Source organism: Cytobacillus oceanisediminis (assembly GCF_007830235.1).
GTDB classification, from domain to species: Bacteria; Bacillota; Bacilli; order Bacillales; family Cytobacillaceae; genus Cytobacillus; species Cytobacillus oceanisediminis.
This window is the reverse complement of record NZ_VLKI01000016.1, coordinates 43053-60770: the sequence shown is the minus strand read 5'-3', so window position 1 is coordinate 60770 and position 17718 is coordinate 43053. Positions and strand designations below refer to the sequence as shown.

At 40.9% G+C, this 17718-nt stretch carries 14 protein-coding genes; 11 read left to right on the top strand and 3 right to left on the bottom strand.

Features of this window, described 5'->3' with window-relative positions:
* Positions 1 to 22: 22 nt before the first annotated feature.
* The gene (locus tag IQ19_RS20465) at positions 23 to 1195 is read right to left on the bottom strand and encodes an MFS transporter (RefSeq protein WP_242021075.1); all 1173 of its coding nucleotides are present in this window, start codon (positions 1193 to 1195) and stop codon (positions 23 to 25) included.
* A gap of 198 nt (positions 1196 to 1393) precedes the next feature.
* Between IQ19_RS20465 and IQ19_RS20460 the strand changes: the two genes are divergently transcribed.
* The 7 genes from IQ19_RS20460 to IQ19_RS20430 all read left to right on the top strand — a co-directional run bounded on the left by IQ19_RS20460 (position 1394) and on the right by IQ19_RS20430 (position 9136).
* The gene (locus IQ19_RS20460) at positions 1394 to 2728 is read left to right on the top strand and encodes an MFS transporter (RefSeq protein ID WP_144544584.1); all 1335 of its coding nucleotides are present in this window, start codon (positions 1394 to 1396) and stop codon (positions 2726 to 2728) included.
* Positions 2729 to 2754: 26 nt separating this feature from the next.
* Positions 2755 to 3732: an ornithine cyclodeaminase family protein gene (locus IQ19_RS20455; RefSeq protein ID WP_144544582.1), complete on the top strand. Its 978-nt coding sequence runs from the start codon at positions 2755 to 2757 to the stop codon at positions 3730 to 3732.
* Between the two features lie 67 nt (positions 3733 to 3799).
* Positions 3800 to 3991 (top strand): hypothetical protein, encoded by a 192-nt coding sequence (locus IQ19_RS20450; protein WP_144544580.1) that lies wholly within the window; start codon positions 3800 to 3802, stop codon positions 3989 to 3991.
* Between the two features lie 209 nt (positions 3992 to 4200).
* Positions 4201 to 6321 (top strand): M6 family metallopeptidase, encoded by a 2121-nt coding sequence (locus IQ19_RS20445; protein WP_144544578.1) that lies wholly within the window; start codon positions 4201 to 4203, stop codon positions 6319 to 6321.
* 137 nt (positions 6322 to 6458) lie between these two features.
* Entirely contained in the window at positions 6459 to 7580 is a 1122-nt protein-coding gene (locus IQ19_RS20440; RefSeq protein ID WP_144544576.1) for an NAD(P)/FAD-dependent oxidoreductase, read from the top strand.
* 166 nt (positions 7581 to 7746) lie between these two features.
* The gene (gene ypfJ, locus IQ19_RS20435) at positions 7747 to 8607 is read left to right on the top strand and encodes a KPN_02809 family neutral zinc metallopeptidase (protein ID WP_144544574.1); all 861 of its coding nucleotides are present in this window, start codon (positions 7747 to 7749) and stop codon (positions 8605 to 8607) included.
* A gap of 28 nt (positions 8608 to 8635) precedes the next feature.
* Positions 8636 to 9136 (top strand): hypothetical protein, encoded by a 501-nt coding sequence (locus tag IQ19_RS20430; RefSeq protein WP_144544572.1) that lies wholly within the window; start codon positions 8636 to 8638, stop codon positions 9134 to 9136.
* Positions 9137 to 9360: 224 nt separating this feature from the next.
* Here the strand turns inward: IQ19_RS20430 and IQ19_RS20425 are convergent, their stop codons facing one another.
* Together IQ19_RS20425 and IQ19_RS20420 are read right to left on the bottom strand one after the other, a co-directional pair.
* The gene (locus tag IQ19_RS20425; protein ID WP_144544570.1) at positions 9361 to 10854 is read right to left on the bottom strand and encodes a peptide MFS transporter; all 1494 of its coding nucleotides are present in this window, start codon (positions 10852 to 10854) and stop codon (positions 9361 to 9363) included.
* Between the two features lie 233 nt (positions 10855 to 11087).
* On the bottom strand, positions 11088 to 12344 hold the full coding sequence (locus IQ19_RS20420) for a GGDEF domain-containing protein (protein WP_144544568.1): 1257 nt from the start codon (positions 12342 to 12344) through the stop codon (positions 11088 to 11090).
* Positions 12345 to 14187: 1843 nt separating this feature from the next.
* Here IQ19_RS20420 and IQ19_RS20415 point away from each other — a divergent pair.
* From IQ19_RS20415 to IQ19_RS20400, 4 genes are all read left to right on the top strand, one after another.
* Positions 14188 to 15369 carry a ParM/StbA family protein gene (locus IQ19_RS20415; RefSeq protein ID WP_144544566.1) on the top strand — a complete coding sequence of 394 codons (1182 nt, stop codon included), beginning with the start codon at positions 14188 to 14190 and terminating at the stop codon, positions 15367 to 15369.
* Between the two features lie 11 nt (positions 15370 to 15380).
* Positions 15381 to 15977: a hypothetical protein gene (locus tag IQ19_RS20410; protein WP_144544564.1), complete on the top strand. Its 597-nt coding sequence runs from the start codon at positions 15381 to 15383 to the stop codon at positions 15975 to 15977.
* A gap of 115 nt (positions 15978 to 16092) precedes the next feature.
* Positions 16093 to 16995 (top strand): NAD(P)/FAD-dependent oxidoreductase, encoded by a 903-nt coding sequence (locus IQ19_RS20405; RefSeq protein ID WP_144544562.1) that lies wholly within the window; start codon positions 16093 to 16095, stop codon positions 16993 to 16995.
* Positions 16996 to 17146: 151 nt separating this feature from the next.
* On the top strand, positions 17147 to 17599 hold the full coding sequence (locus tag IQ19_RS20400; RefSeq protein ID WP_144544560.1) for a hypothetical protein: 453 nt from the start codon (positions 17147 to 17149) through the stop codon (positions 17597 to 17599).
* Positions 17600 to 17718 lie beyond the last annotated feature (119 nt).

Here is a 17718-nt window from a genome sequence, read left to right as displayed (position 1 = left end):
TGAATGGCCTCCCTTTTGCTTTTTAAGATATAACTGTGTGGCTGGTGCTTGCTTTTGCGGAGTATATGCGATATAAGACAAATGCAATAGCTGAAAGCAGGATCCCTGAGATGTAAGGAAAACCAATGCTGATGCTAAATAGCAGACCGCCGAGCGGAGGACCGATAATTCTGCCCAGAGAATCAAACGATGATAATAGTCCTGTCGTACTGCCGTGCCCGGTTTGCGAGGTTTTTGTCAGCAGGGAGGAAACGCTTGGACGGATAAAACCGTTCCCTACACCAAATACGGTTAAATAAATGGCAGCTGTTGCAAAGCTATCAATCAATAATATAAGAGCAAATCCGAGAGCAGATACAGCAATGCCTATCTGAATAACAGAGCCTTCTCCGTATTTTTTCGTCATCCTTCCTACTAATCCGCCCTGTACAAGGGCACCTGCAAATCCCATAATCATAAAGATATAGCCAAGCTCAACCGTACCCAGACCTGCCTTTTCAGCAGCAAAATAAGCAAACGTTGCTTCCAGGCCTGCCAGGGATAAAGAGACAAACAGCTGCAGGATAAATAGAATGCCAACAGGTCCGTTCAATGCTTTTAGTAATCCTGGCCGTTTAGCAGACCGATTGCTGCGCTGTTCCGGTGAAAGGGATTCTTTCAGAACGAACATGACGAGAAAGAATGTAAGCAAGGAAAAGGCTCCCGCCAGGAAAAAAGGTACATTCAGACTCTCCCGGGAAAAGACACCGCCTATTGCAGGCCCAAAAATAAATCCTAAACCGATAGCGGCTCCGATTATACCCATTCCTTTCCCTCGGTCTTCTTCAGAAGTTATATCTGCTACATAAGCCATAACAGTCGGCATATTAGCGGATGATAAAAAGCCTCCAATGATCCTCGCAGCAAACAGCATCCAAAGTTCAGTGGACAAAGCCATAAGGAAAAAGGACAGGCCAAGTCCGAAAATCCCAATCATTATGACTGGCTTTCGGCCGATTCTGTCGGAAATTCGTCCCCACATCGGGGCAAAGAGAAGCTGCATTAAGGAATAAACGGCCATCAGCAGGCCTAATTCCGTAGGCGAGGCTCCTAATTCTTCTGCATAAAAGGGAATAACAGGAATAATGATTCCAAACCCCACCATAACGAGAAACATAACTGCGAATAAAAGAGGCAGTGCTTTTTTTGAATTCAAAGTATTCACTCCAGTTAATGTCAAAATCCATCTAAGTAATATGATTATATCAAAAACAACTCCATACTTTCACCTTAGGAAAACATGCAGTAAATAAGATCTATTTATTCATAAAATATTCCTAATATATTGAAACATCAAAATAGTGTAAATTATGATGAGCTTGTATGTTATTCACCAAAATGAGGGGGGATTTTAGTGGAAAAGAAATTAGAAAAGAAGGTGCTGATCGCCAGCTTAATTGGAAGTTCCATTGAATGGTTTGATTACTTTTTATATGGAACGGTTGCTGCACTTGTTTTTAATCAAATGTTTTTTCAGAGTGATGATCCGGCTGTTGGTTTGATGCTGGCGTACGCTTCCTTCGCCCTTGCTTTTTTCATCCGTCCGCTTGGCGGCGTTATTTTCAGCCATATCGGGGACCGGATTGGCAGAAAGAAAACACTTGTCTTGACATTGTCACTTATGGGAGGAGCTACAGTCCTGATGGGCTTTCTGCCAACCTATGACAATATTGGAGCAACTGCTCCGATTCTCCTTATTGTCTTGCGCTTAATACAGGGAATTGGGCTTGGCGGAGAATGGGGAGGCGCGCTTCTGCTCGCTGTTGAATATGCCCCAAAGGAAAGAAGGGGATTCTTCGGAAGCATTCCGCAAATGGGTGTAACCATTGGTATGCTGCTTGGGACCCTTGCACTATCCATTATGACTCTGCTGCCTGAAGAGGCATTCCTGTCATGGGGCTGGCGTGTGCCATTTATCTTAAGCGCTCTGCTTGTCATCTTTGGCTTATGGATCCGTAAAGGTATTGATGAAACACCATCCTTCAAAAAGGCCCAGGAAAAAGGTGAGATTGCCGAGATTCCTTTCGTTGAAACGATTCGCAGCCATTGGAAGGAAGTATTGATTGCAGTAGGCGCGAAGGTAGTAGAAACAGCGCCGTTCTATATTTTCGGAACCTTTATCGTTTCCTATGCCACCACACAGCTTGGATTCTCTCGTACGGTTACGTTAAATGCTGTAACAATTGCAACAATTGTTACTACCATATTGATTCCGATTATGGGGAAATTATCGGATAAAATCGGCCGCAAGAAGCTATATGTGGGCGGTACATTACTCATGATGCTCTATGCATTCCCTTACTTCTGGCTTCTGCATCAAAACTCTGCTTTATTGCTTATTGTGGCGACAGTACTGGGCCTTGGCATCATTTGGGCTCCGATTACAGCGGTCCTTGGCACGATGTTTTCAGAAATTTTTAAATCAAACGTCCGTTATACCGGCATCACGCTTGGCTATCAAATCGGGGCAGCTTTAGCTGGAGGTACTGCTCCGCTGGTTGCAACAGCCTTGCTGAATGCCTATGACAATTCCTATGTGCCTGTGGCCCTGTATATCATGCTTGCAGCAGCCATCTCCTTAATTGCGATCGCATCAGTACGTGATCGAAGCAATCAGGACTTAGATTCTGAAGCAGCCGACTCCTTACATGCAGGTTTGGGACAAAATCATACTGATCAAAAAGCTTAAAAAGGTAAAGAAGAAAGGTAGATTAAATGCTTGTTTTATCTGAAAAACAAATCCAGTCGATTTATTCAATGGAATCAGCTATTAAGGACATGGAGCAGGCTTTAGCTCACTACATGGAGGGGAAAATCCAGAACCCTCACCGGACGGTATTGGATTTCCCGGATAAAAAGGCCTCTGCACTTTATATGCCGAGCGCTATGGTGCCTATCGGAAAAACAGCTGTAAAGGTGGTCACCATTTTCCCGGGCAATCCAGCTCTAGGGAAGAAAACAACACAGGGAGTTATTTTATTAAGTGATACGGAAAATGGTGAGCATTTAGCATGTATTAATGCATCTTATTTAACAAGGGTGCGGACAGGAGCAGCAAGCGGAATTGCCACTAAGCATCTGGCGAAAAAGTTGGCAAGGTCAGCAGCAGTTATTGGCTGCGGGGCGATGGCTGAGGAGCAGCTTCAAGCTGTATTGGAAGTCCGTAAAATAGACGAAATAATGCTTTATAACCGGACTGTTTCCAAAGCACATGACTTTGCTGAAAAAATTAAGGGGTTTAAAGGCAAAATAGATATTATTGAAAATGCAGATGAAGCTGTTTCCAAAGCGGATATAGTTATTTGCAGTACTCGTTCTGAAAGGCCGGTTTTCTCAGGCCAGGCTCTCCAGCCTGGTACGCATATTAACGGGGTAGGCTCTTATCTTCCCCATATGCAGGAAGTAGACACAGAAACGCTCTTGAAAAGCTCTAAAATAGTGGCAGATACGATTGAGGGTGTAAAGGATGAAGCAGGCGATTTTATCATTCCTGCCAATGAAGGAAAATGGAGCTTTTCAGAGCTTCACGGTGAACTGGGGGAACTGGCAGCTGGGAAGATTACAGCCAGAGAAAATGACGAAGAGATAACCTTTTTCAAATCAGTTGGAATCGCCTATTTTGACCTCGCAGTGGCTGCAGCCGTGTATGAAAAAGCAATCCGTGAAGGAGTTGGGACGAAGGTAGAATTATAAAAGGATGAATAGTGCTGGGAGCTTTGGAAAATCTATATCTATATTCCGAATAAAGGAGAGATATGGAATGGCAAAGCAGCCGAATAAAGTTACAGAAGAACAACAGGTAGTAGCCGCTCAAAACCAGGCTGAACAATTTAAAAAGGCTATGGATACTGAGTTTGCCCTGGAGGAAAACGTACAGGATGCTGCAGCAAAGAGCCAGCAATACCAGGCCAAAAACCAGCAGCCGACATATGAACCGAATAAGCCGTTTTAAGGAACTGCATGATGGGTTTTTAAGCCCATTATGCAGTTTTTTATTTATAAAATTCAACGCCATAAGTAGTGCTTATAAAGGTCTTAATCCTTAAAAATAGGTAATGTTAACTATATTTAATTGGTAAAAATAGTATAAATGACTGTTATTTAGCTAAAATTCACTATGTTATGATAATTCTAACAAGTTAAATGAGAGGAGCTAGAATAGTGAAAAAGAAGAAACTATTATCTTTTCTAACAACGGGAGCTTTTGCGCTCTCTTTATTATCGCCACTGGCAACAACCCCTTCTACAGCGGAAGCGGCTACAGTTCCGAAATGGGACGTAGAAAGATATGGGGACCGCGTTGACATCGATGGCAAGCTAAACAGGCTGTCTGAGAATTCATCATTTTTGAAGCAGGCTGAGAAAAATATTAAGGAACAGGCAGCGCAAATAAATTTCGATGAATCTGCAAGTGAAGAAAGTGAGTCAGCAGACAGCACTTTTACATATGATGGAGGAACTAAATTCTTCTTAGATAGACAATTAAAATTTAAAGAGTTCACTCTCCGCAGCGTAGGGGATAATGTAGAGATTTGGGTAGCTAACGATCTATCCTTCCCTGAAGGAGACAAGCGTCCAGCTCATATTGTGACACAGGAGCAAGTTGATAAGCTAAGAGAAGAGTTTGACAGTAATATCTATCCTAAAGCTACTTCTTTCTTCGGCACACCTGATACTCTTGATGGTTCACATTCACCTCTAGCTCAGTGGGGTAATGTTCCAGAAGGCTACTATGAAGGAAGCGACAAAGTTATTATGCTAGTGGATAATATCAAAGATGATGGATATTACGATCCATCTTACCCATTCTTTGTCGCCGGCTTCTTCTGGCAAACACTAGAAAACTATACTGATAGAAACATTATTACAATCGATACCAATAGCTGGGAAACTCGCTTGGAATCTACTTTCTTTGGAACTACTATTCATGAACTGCAGCATTTAATCCATGCTGACAATGATGGTGCTGAAGAAACTTGGATTAACGAAGGTATGTCCACTTTCTCTGAGTATCTTGGAGGATATGGCCATGATGCTGGCTCTATTAACTTCTATTTAGATCATCCAGAAAATTCATTAGTAAACTGGGATGACCACAGAACAGCAGAGACTGGCCCTGAAACCATTGCCGATTATGGACAAGTTTATCTATTTACTTTGTATATGAATGATAAATTCGGACAGGACTTTATCCGTGATTTAGCATTGAATGAAACACAAGGCATCGATAGCGTTAATGAGGTCTTAAAGGCACATGGCTCATCCATGGACTTCACTCAGTTATATCAGAACTTTATTACAGCTCTAACTTTAGATTCAAATAAAATAGGCGAAGGAATTTACGATTTTAATAGTATTAACCTTCGGGACCTTGTGGTTGATAAAGAAGGTACAAAGCGTGGTATGACAGTTAACTTTGAAAAGGCTTTAGAATTTGAAAAAGATGGCGTTCCTGCTTGGGGCGGAGATTTCAAGGAACTGGATTTCCAGGATAAAATTAATGGAATCTCATTTGATGGAGTAGACTTCCTGCCTATTCCGTGGAAATCCACAGCTGATCCGTTGGATTCTGGTAACCGGGTTCTATGGGGCAATAAAGGAGACGAAGCGGATAATGCATTAATCTTTGAAGCAGATCTTTCTGGTGTTGAAACTGCCACATTGAAATTTGATAACTTTATAGATATCGAAGAACAATGGGATTTCGGTGTAGTTCAAGTGTCAACTGACGGAGGCAACACATGGAAAAGCCTTGCCAATGAAAATACTCGCAGTGATGTAGTTGAAGAAGGCTATCCAAAAATTAAAGAAAACGTACCAGGGTTCACTGGACATTATGAGGAATGGCAGCAAGAAACTTTTGATTTAAGCGAGTATGCAGGCCAGAAGGTACTAGTATCTTTCCGCTATTTGACAGACTGGGGATACAACGACACTGGCTGGTTCATTGATAATATTGAAATTCCGGAAATCGGCTATAGCCATGACGGATCTTCTACTGAAGGCTTCAAGTCAATGAATGAAATTTTGGGCAAGTATGTAAACTACACAGTTACTTTTATTAATGAAAGAGAAGTTGGAACTAAAACAGGAAAGCAAAATACCTATAAGGTTGTTACGGTTGATCCGTTTAATGTAACGGAAGAAAATGCATTGCAATTGAGACAGCTTTTCCAAGACGGAAAGAACTATATGATTACTTCATATGCAGCACCTGCAGATGATAAAAATGCGGTTGATTTTACTTATGAAGTTGAATTGAAGAAAGATAAGAAAAAATAAATACTCTTGGGACCCATCACACAGCGATGGGTCTTTCCTCTTTACTAGTATAGATAGAAAGTATAGAGGGTTCTTTGAGTCTTCCTGATAACTCCTGTAAAATAGGTGCATAATTAATACCTATAAAAGGAGTTACTATGGAAAAATATGTGGTTATAGGTGCAGGAATCCTTGGGGCGTCCGCAGCCTATCACTTGGCAAAAGCAGGCGTAAAGGTTACGGTCATTGACCGCAAAGATCCTGGGCAGGCGACTGACGCAGCAGCGGGAATTATTTGTCCCTGGCTTACCCAGCGGCGGAATAAGGCTTGGTATGCACTGGCCAAAGGAGGAGCGGCATATTATCAGCGGCTTATTAAAGAGCTTGAGAAGGATGGCGAGAAGGATACAGGTTATCAGAAAGTAGGAGCAGTAAGCCTTCATACAGATCCTGTTAAACTTGAAAAAATGGAAGAAAGAGCGATTAAAAGGCGTGAGGATGCCCCTGAGGTTGGAGATATTGTACAGATGTCCCCGGTGCAGACTTCTGAACTGTTTCCCCCTTTAGCAAAAGAATATTCTTCTGTTCATGTTAGCGGTGCGGCCCGCGTTAACGGCCGGGAATTAAGGGATGCGCTCCTGAGAGCGGCTGAAAAACACGGTGCTGATCTAGTGCAGGGCTCTGCTGAGCTTGTTTGCATTGGAGATGCAGCCACTGGGGTTAAAGCTGGCGAAAAGTATTATGAAGCAGAAAATGTGATTGTAGCAGCTGGAGCATGGGCTGGTGAGCTTTTTAAACCATTGGGTATACATTTGGATGTGAAACCGCAAAAAGCCCAAATAGTCCATCTGCAGCTTGAAGGTGAGGATACGGGCAAATGGCCAGTTGTCATGCCGCCAAACAATCAGTATATTTTAGCTTTTGACGGCGGCCGGGTGGTCGTGGGTGCTACCCATGAAGATGAAATGGGATACGACTTAAGGATAACCGCAGGCGGTTTGCAAGAAATTTTCGATAAAGCTTTGACGATTGCACCCGGTCTGGCTGATGGAACGTTTGCTGAAGCACGTGTAGGATTCCGCCCTTATACGCCTGGTTTCCTGCCTATTATAGGCGAAGTTCCTGGCTTTAAAGGCCTTTACCTATCAAATGGACTTGGCGCTTCAGGTCTGACTGCAGGGCCGTTTCTCGGCGCCCAGCTGGCAAAGCTTGCTCTCGGGGAAGAAGTGGATATTAATTTAGAGCACTATGATCCTGCCGGAGCAATAGAGCAAATGTGATTTTTAAAGGTGTCTGTCTAGCGAACAGGCACCTTATTTTTATTTTCTAAATGTGAAATGGAGCTTTGTCCTAAGAATATTGCTGGCAGGTTAATAAATCACTTAATTTCGGGTATACACTAATGAAATCAATTTATATTAGTTACTTTCATTAGGAGGATAAATCATGCGATGGAAAGGAAGAAGAGCGAGTTCTAATGTAGAAGATCGAAGAGGCATGGGCGGCGGGGGAAAAACGCTGGTTGGCGGAGGCCTTGGAGGGATCATTATACTATTGATATTTACCTTTCTTGGAGGCAATCCAGGAGAACTTTTAGGCAATATGGCAGGAATGGACTCAGGTACATCTGTTCCATACGAGGAGACAGAGCAGGAAAAAGAGCTTGCACAGTTTGTCTCTGTCGTCCTTGCTGATACAGAAGAAGTTTGGTCTCAAATTTTTGAAGAACAAGGATTAATTTATAAAGAGCCAACCCTTGTATTGTATTCGGGGAGTGTCCAGTCTGCTTGCGGGGCAGCAACCTCAGCAGTAGGCCCCTTTTATTGCCCGGGTGATCAAAAGCTTTATATTGATTTAAGCTTTTATGAGGAGCTGCATAGGAAATTCCAAGCTCCAGGGGACTTTGCGATGGCTTACGTAATTGCCCATGAAGTGGGCCACCACGTACAAACCCTTTTAGGAACAACAGAAGAAATTATGCACCTTCGCCAGCGGATGAGCGAAGAGAAGTTTAATCAATATCTAGTCCGTTTTGAATTGCAGGCTGATTATTATTCCGGTGTATGGGCTCACCATGCACAGGGAATGGGTTATCTGGAAGAGGGCGACCTGGAAGAAGCATTGAATGCTGCGACCGCTGTCGGAGATGACACCCTCCAAAAAAGAGCACAAGGTCATGTAGTTCCTGAAAGCTTTACTCATGGTACTTCAGAACAAAGGAAATCATGGTTTTATAAAGGATTCCAAAATGGAACGATTAAAGGCGGAAACACATTTGAGAGCAGTAATCTAAACAGAAGCTGGTGATATAGCCGGGAAAGGAGCGCAATACCTTGTGAACCAACAAGTACAAACATTTATGCTAAAAGATGATGGACAAATACCAAATAACCCGACATTGCCTGTCATCGTTTATAAAGGTGTGTTCAAGGATCATCCGGATGATATTGAAACCACATTTAACCGCCATAATTGGACCGGGAGCTGGACAGGCGGAGTGTATGATTATCATCATTATCACACCAATACGCATGAGGTTTTAGGCGTAAAAGCGGGATATGCCACAGTTTTTATTGGAGGCGATGAGGGAAAGCAACTTGAATTGCAGACAGGTGAAGTAATTGTACTTCCGGCAGGGACAGGCCATAAAAAGCTAGAAAGCAGTGCTGATTTCGAAGTTGTCGGTGCTTATCCGGATGGAAGAAGCCCAAATATGAAGAAAAAAGACAATGCAGAACGTGCACAGACTTTAGCAGAAATTAAGAGTGTGCCGGTTCCTGATAAGGATCCTGTTTATGGTGACGAGGGGCCTTTGCTGGAGAAGTGGAAAAAGTAAAGTAAATTGTCCGATTCCTTTTTAAATATATGGCTGTGTAAAAGCTCATTGTTGATTTTGGCACCCTGTTGATTGGAGGGGAAGGGCGAGATTCAAGCGGGATGCTCCCGGATCGCCCGCGGTTCGCTGAGCTCCTGGAGCGGAAATCAACAGGCAAGTTTAACAGAGACAAATATAAAAAAGCCAGAAGAGCTAAACTCTTCTGGCTTTTGCGTTTCTAATGCTTAACGTACACCCTTCATATATCCCTGAATCTTTGGACTCAATAGGAATAAGATGATAGACAGTACGATTGCAGCTGCACCGATGACACCGAAATAGGTCATTTCAGTTTCTGGTGTGTAGAATTTAACGATTTGTGCGTTGATAGCCTGTGCCGCAGCATTTGATAGGAACCAGAGGCTCATGGTTTGTGCTGAGAAGGCTGCAGGCGCTAATTTTGTTGTTGCTGAAAGTCCTACAGGTGATAACAATAGTTCACCAAGTACGACGATGAAGTAGCTGAGCACAAGCCATAATGGGTTTACCAGAGAATCGGTTCCGCCCATGTAAGCAGGTACCAGGATCACGATGAATGATAGACCGGCAAATAATAGACCCAATGAGAACTTTTGTGGAACTGAAGGCTGGCGTTCGCCCATTTTCACCCACATCCATGCAAACACTGGCGCTAAGAAAATGATAAATAATGGGTTAAGTGACTGGAACCATGCTGGTGAAATATGAATTCCCATGAAGTCCAGCTGTGTACGCTTATCCGCATAGTTAGCCAAGATCGTTGAACCTTGTTCCTGAATAGCCCAGAACATAACAGATGCGATAAACAGCGGAATGTACGCAATGATACGTGAACGTTCCACATCCGTTGTCTTAGGGCTGCGATACATAACTGTAAAGTATGCAATTGGGATTGTGATCCCTAAAATACCAACAAGCGCGATAAAAGTATCTACTGTTAAAAGTCCTGTAGGGATACCAACTGCAACTAAAATCGCAATAATTAAGGCTCCCAATCCAATACGTGTGTAAACTTTTTTCTTTTCATCAACTGCTAAAGGGTTGGCAACAAATGTTCCTGCCAATCCCAGGTTTTTCTTCTTTGTAAAGATAAATACCAGTAATCCAAAGAACATACCTACTGCAGCAATACCGAAACCTAAGTGAAAATTATATTTCATTCCAACTGTTCCGACAATTAAAGGTGCAAGGAATCCGCCAAGGTTAATACCCATGTAGAAAATACTGAAGCCGGCATCACGGCGCGTGTCTTCCGGACTGTAAATTTCCCCGACAACGCTGGATACGTTAGGCTTTAAAAGTCCCGTACCAAGGACGATAAGCACCATGGATACAAAGAACATTGCAAGGCTTCCAGGAATAGCAAGAGCGATATGACCAAGCATGATTAAAACTCCGCCGTAGAAAACAGCCTTTGAAGTTCCGAAGATTCTATCTGCCAGCCAGCCTCCAATAATACCGGACATATAAACTAATGATCCGTAGATAGACATGATGGCAAGTGCAGTTGTTTCATCAAGGCTTAATCCGCCTTTTGAAACCTCATAATACATATAAAATACAAGGATTGCTCTCATTCCATAGTAAGAGAAACGTTCCCAAAACTCAGTGAAGAAAAGTGTGAACAAGCCCTTAGGATGGCCAAAGAAGCCTTTTTGAGGCACACTTTCAACAATTTTCTGCCTATTATTATCTGTCATGTATAATCCTCCTTTAGCTATTCTATAATATCTTTCGTAGTTTCTGATTGTCAAAAAAAATTTTATGTAACCATGGTTATTATCGACTCTTTAGTATGAATAATTGAATTATCCTTTAATTTTATCCAGAAATTTATTTTTTCAGAATAATTGTTGTTTTGGGACTCTTTAAAAACATGTATATTATTCCCATAGAAAAAGCCACCCAATCCGGTGGCGTTTTTCAGATTCTATTAAACCTCAGCAAGTACTGTTTCTTTATTACTAAATGCGTCACTGCTCGATAGCCTGTTTTTGCCCAAATCCTTTGATTGCAGCAGCAACTGGTCTGCATAAACATATGCTTTTTCGATTGAAAGCTGCTCATTTACTTTATAGAAAAACAGTCCAAATGACGCAGTATATGATAGTGAAATGTTTTCTTCCTTAAATTCGGCTTCAAAAGTGCTAATTTCAATTCCCTTGCGAATTTTTTCCGCCAATAAAACGCTCTCCGAATAGTTGCGATTTCTGAGAAAAATTGTGAACTCTTCTCCGCCGCTTCGAAATAAGTAATCTTCTTTGGACAGATAGCTTTTTAGCGTATTGGCAAAATGCCTGATCGCCTGGTCGCCAACAGCATGGTTGTAACTATCGTTAATTCTTTTGAACTTATCTATATCCGCCACTATAATGCCGATATATTCATCCGTTCTGTTCAGCTCAGTCATTTTTTTATCCATATAGGCTCGGTTGTATACACCCGTTAAAAAGTCTGTATAGGCCATTTGTTCAAATTTATCCCGTTCTATCTTATTTTGCAGCATTTGGGATTTTGAAAGAAATGAACGGCTTACAAGATAATTCAGGACAAATAAACTAATAAGCATTTCCCATTTGCCTTCTTGAAGGAATAGCAGCAAAAGGCCATTGGTGAAGGCTATTTTCCCCATATCCAGGATACTTCTTGTTTTAATAAAATCAATTGCTTCCCGTTTTGTTTTGATATCTCCCAACAAAGTGAAAATGGTGATTAAGAAAGCATCTGAAAGCAGGGATGTGACGGTTATCAGAATAAGCATGATGATCCAAAAACCAAACGGTACTGGCTGAAAGAGGGGATAGAGAAAATTAAACAGATAAAAAGCAATCGAATTACTGAGCACGAAAGAACCGATATTGTAAAAGGTATGGACAAATTCATCCGGATCAGCTGTTTTCGTGAGCTTTTTATTGAAATAAACGGTAAATCGGTAGATGCCTTCAAATAAAAATAAACCTAAAGGCCCGGTAAATATACCGATCGATAGGCTGTAATTGATGCCATAATCCATACTGGTACTGCCGTTTTTGCTGATAATGCGCAAATGATGGTACAAGCTTGAAAAGAACCAATAAACGAACAGCGCTTTAAAATATGCAGGGCTCTCAACAATGATACCCTTTGAGGAAAAAGCAATGGCTATTGAAATAAAAAATAGCGACAACATGAAGATTCTTGAGCCGTGCATAAAACTGTTCTCCCTTCCATTATATATATATCTATTTTAAAGGAGTTTTTTTCTATTAAATAGTTTAATTTAAAATATTTTCATAATTTTATAACATTTAATTTTTATTAACTGACACTCGGAAGATTTTAAAAATTCAATACCTATTTTAGGAAGTATGGAATTTTTGTTTAGTAAGTACCTCTTTTTAGTTTGTTTAATACTTGTATGGATATATATTAGGTTTTAGAATAAAGCTCAAAGTGCCGATTTATTTATGCATTATTAAATGATACTTCCCAAAGGATGTCTGGTAATAGTTTAACCAGGCGTCCTTTTTCTTTGATTAAATTTATTCTTTGAAAGCAAGAAATATATAGACAGAAAGGAAGTTTTAATAGGACAAAAGAGTGAGTTTTTTTCGTGTAAACAATAGTGTATACAAGTACACGGTGTTGTTTGCAAATGAATACAAAAACGTAAACAAGTGTACAATCACGTATGCTTATTAGTATGAAGCCATGTGTTCGTATTTGTATACACGCATACGAAAATGTATATATGATTGCCGAATGAATATTCTTCTTGTAAATAACCTAAGCCTTTAAATGTGAAGCTGCAAATGATTTCCCGTCTTTTTCGTTTTATATAGGACATATACTATGCTGGATTTATGACAGGCGGCTATTTTGGAAAAAGGGCATTGGTATTTATCCCTTATTTCTTCTTTCTTGGAAACTAGATAATTTTATATAAAGAATCAATAACCGAGTAATCGACATCCCAGTTTTCTATCCTGCTATTAAAAGAAGAGCAATAACATTGAAGGCATTAAGATGGAAGGAGATCAAGGAAGCGACTGAACGAGCACCGCAGCATATTCTATGAGGAGCGCAGTGACGAGGCTGACGCCAGATCGGTGCTGATCATTTATATAAGTATATTTTAAACCCCCTTCCCTCCTCTTTGTATTTCAGCAGGCACTGCCTCTCCAGGTAAAGTCGTTATTTTGGATTCTACACAGAATGTGTGCTATATAACCGACCATCTTATAAAATCTATTTATGCTTAAAAGGGGGACTAATGCAGGGGCCAACCTTATTTAATATTAAAGAATCTAATCTGTTGGATAAAAAAATTTCAGTTTGAATTAGAAGGTCTTAAGCTTCCGGGCCTGACCAAGGGAACAATAAATTTGGTGCTTTGTCAGTACATAATCTTCTCAGGGTCTACATTGGCATAGTCGTACTTCGATATGGAATAAATAATGAAAACTTGATTTGGTAATCCGGTTAGCAAGTAGCTGTAAAATCAGCTTTAAAGAGCTCACAACACTAATTTAATTATCATTTTTTAAAATGGATAATAAATGTACCTTTAAAAAAAGGGGAAAGTGGTTTCATTAAACCTGGCACTTCCCTTTATTTTTAGGTTGTGTTAACGTTCAGTGTTGATTTTAGCCCCCTGTTGATTGGAGCGGAGGACACGCGGAAAGCGAGTGACTGAAGGGAAATCGACAGGCAAATTTAACAGAGCCTATTTTTAAAAACAACTAAAAAGTTTTTAGGGTAAAAAACGACGATTTTTGAATGTAAACAAAAATGTAAACAAGTAAGCAAAAACGAATACAGTTGCACACAAAAATGTATACATGTATGCAAAAACGTACACTTTTGGTAAAATAGTGAGTATGCAACAGTGTATACATGTGGTCAAAAGTGTAAACAACGATGATTAAAGTTTACACTTTGTTTACGTCTTTACGCTTTCATTACTTTTTATCTCCTCTCATTGTAAAATCTAGTAATCTGGATTACTCTTAAATAAACACCTCTATTTAAGAGAATGAAAGGATTGAAGTGAATTGAGTAATTCAAGAATTGCAGCAGTTGATGTAGGGAACGATTCTATTAAAGCGATATTTGGAAAAATGGATGCAGAATTAAACATCCCAAATGTAATTGCAAGAGATGTTGAAGATAGACCGGTTATCGGAATTGAAGAGCTGGACAGCAAGGATCCGCTTGAAGGTATACATATTAGAGTCCACTCCCCTGCCCTGAAAGAAAATAATGCGATTTATCGTGTCGGCCATTTGGCGACAAAAAGCGATAATGCCACTGAGCTTGATCCTGGAAGCAGCAAGTCTGAAGAAGATCAGACATTAGTAATGCTTTTTGCCGCATTGGCATTGGATGCTGTTCAGAAAGATGGTTCAACAGGTTTTAAAAAATCAGGAAATGTCATTGATTCAAACTATACGCTTGGGACAGGCCTTCCCCTTCGTGAAGTGAAAGAAGGAAAAGATGCCGGTTATCGTTCAAAATTACTGGGATCTGTCCATCAGGTTGAATTCCTTGTTACACCAAAATATCAAGGATTAAAGGTCAACATCAAATTTGATGAAGTCAAAGTTTATCCTGAAGGTTTTGCGGCTTACATTAACCTTGTAATGGACAATAACTTAAACATTATTAATAAGGATTTAATTGATAAGCGCATTCTTATTCAGGATATTGGCGGGTTATCAACCGATATTGCTGTGATTAAAAACCGCAATGTTGATGATGACAAAGCTCAAGGATTTAACCTTGGGGTTTCAGAAGCGCTTGAATCCATCCGCGAAGAAATCAGATCGAAGCATGGTGTTGAGCTGGACAGTCGCAGAGATGTAGTTGAAATCATTACGAAAAAGAATGACCGCAACCACATCATGGTAAAAGGAAGCCGGACAAGCGTCCATGATATAACAGACCGCATTCTTCTTGACCTGGCTAAGAAGCAGTATCGCCTGCTCCGCAATGTGTGGCAAAAGAACTCACAAACAGAGATCTGCTACTTTGTAGGCGGCGGTTCTATTGTTTTAAAAGATTATCTGAAAACATTAAATAACAATCTGGACGGCTATAATATTGACTTCTTCGAGGATGAAAAAGAAAGCATCTGGATGATGGCAAATGCTTATTATAAGCTGGTCTCAGATTTTACAAGAAGAACGAATAAAGAAAAGGCAGACCAGGATAAAAAACCTGTTAAAGCCAACTAGGGTGATACTTCATGAAAAAAGCTTCCTCTTCTGAAATAAAGAGAGGGCAATCGATATCCTTTCGTGTCCCTTCTGATACACCTGATCATATCTTGAAGCATTTGCAAAAGCTGAAGGAAACCGAAAGACGGAATTTTTCAAGCAAAATTGCAGAGTATGTAATGCAGGGAGTCAGCAGTTCCCAGAACAAGGATAGGGAAACCATTACCATTCCCCTTCCTAAGGGATTAAGCAAGATTCAAAGGGATTGGCTAAAGCATGAGCATTCAGAAGCATTACTGGGCAGCATTCTTTATCAGTTAATTACGGATCCTGTTCGTGCTACGTCTTTGCTTGCCTCCCTGAACAGCAGGTCTTCTGATCTGGATGAGGCATTGTATCTGCAAGAGGAACCTTTGCCTGAGCTTGAACAATATGATTCAGCGGCGGCTGCCTTAGAAGAAACCCATTCTGAACCGGTGTCGGATATTGAAGATGATTTGCTCGATTTTGATTGGGAAAAAGCAAGAAAAAAACAGCAAGAACAAGCAGAAGATGAACCTGAAGAGGAAAGCGAAGAAGATTTGGATACGCTTCTTGGCGGCTTTCTTGCACATATGAATAAATAAAGGAAAAAGGGAGTTTCGGATATTGACCGAAACTCTCCTTTTTTGTATTTAGATGGGATTTTTCCGGGTAAATTACAGGTACAGCCTATTTTGGCACAGAAAAGGAGGAACAGAGTTGGCTTATGATTGTCTAATTGTTGGTGGCGGAATTGCTGGCCTGCAGGCTGCTATTCAGCTTGGCAGGTATAAGCATAGAGTTTTGGTTCTTGATTCAAATGATGGACGCTCTACCATATGCAAGAGCTACCATAATATTTTAGGGTATCCTGATGGTGTTAGCGGCCAGGAATTGCGGGAAATCGGGAAAAGGCATGCGGAAAGCCTTGGGGTGGAGTTTGCTTTCGAAAAGGTTGAGCAGGCTCAAAAGACAAGCGAAGGTTTTGAAGTTACATCCGCTAACGGGAATAAATACAGCGGCATCCGGATATTGCTCGCAACAGGGGTCATGGATCGCATCCCTCCCTTCCCTGAATTAATGCCGTGCCTGGGCATTTCAGTGTATGTATGCCCGGATTGTGACGGATATGAGGTGAAGGACAAACGCACGATAGTACTCGGCTCAGGGAACGCGGGTGCTAATATGGCATTAACTTTGTCCTATTGGACGAATGACCTTGTTTATATTAACCATGAAAAAGCCGCGGTAGATCAAATGTTCATGGAGAAAATGAAGGAAAAGAACATTGAATATATTGAAAGTGAAATTCAAAAGGTTCTTGCAGAAGATGACAAATTTAATGGAGTACTGCTGGAAAGTGGAAAAGAAGTAACAGGCGATAGAGGGTTTATTGCTTTTGGAGGAAACGAGGTAAAATCCGGCCTAGCCAAACAGCTGGGAGTCGAACGCCTAGAAAATAAGCATATTGTAACAGATGCCCGATCAAAGATGACTAATGTAAAAAATGTTTGGGCAGCAGGCGACGTCGCAGCACACTCTGAGCAAGTCACAATCGCAATGGGAGAAGGTTCTCAGGCAGCCATTTGGATTCATAAATCGCTTATGCAGGAAAAAAAGTAGATTTAAAAGGTTTCACACTCATTATATAAGGGTAATTAACTAGGTTTATTTTTTGGCCTTTTTCTCATATAATAGCCTATAAGCTATTGGGGGCTGTTCAAAAGTCGGGAAATGCGCACTATTTGAACACTCATAGAGAAAGGTGTATGAATTGAAAAAAGAGGGATTGGATCTAGTTGTTCAGGAGTTGCTGGAGAGATCAGGGAGCCTTGTGAATATTAAGCTGGAAGGTCATTTTCCGGGAAATCGTTTAGCAGGCGGAAAGTACAGCATGGGATCACACACAATTACACTATATATTGAAGAGATTAAAAACCAATGTTATCAGCTGTTTTCTTCAGGTGAACAGTTTTGGGATTATTTTGCTGTTGTATTTGCACATGAACTTGGGCATGCGGAGGATAAAGAGCTCGAAGAATTGGCAGAACGGCTTGACCTTTGTGGGACTGAACAGGAACGTTGTCAAATTGCCCTGAAAATAGAAGAAAATGCATGGGGGTTTGCTGAAAAACTCCTTCCGGAAATGGATAAGGCTTTTATGCGGAAGATTATTTGCCACTCATTAAAGCCATATTGGGATCAGCTTCAATTGGAGCCAGCCTAAATCCTAGCAAGCCGCAGTGAAGAAAACTGCGGCTTTATTGTGTTTAAATAGAACCACTTCTCCAGAAATTAACCCAATTTTGTCACGAAAAGGGTATTGATAAAATCAATTGTAAGCGT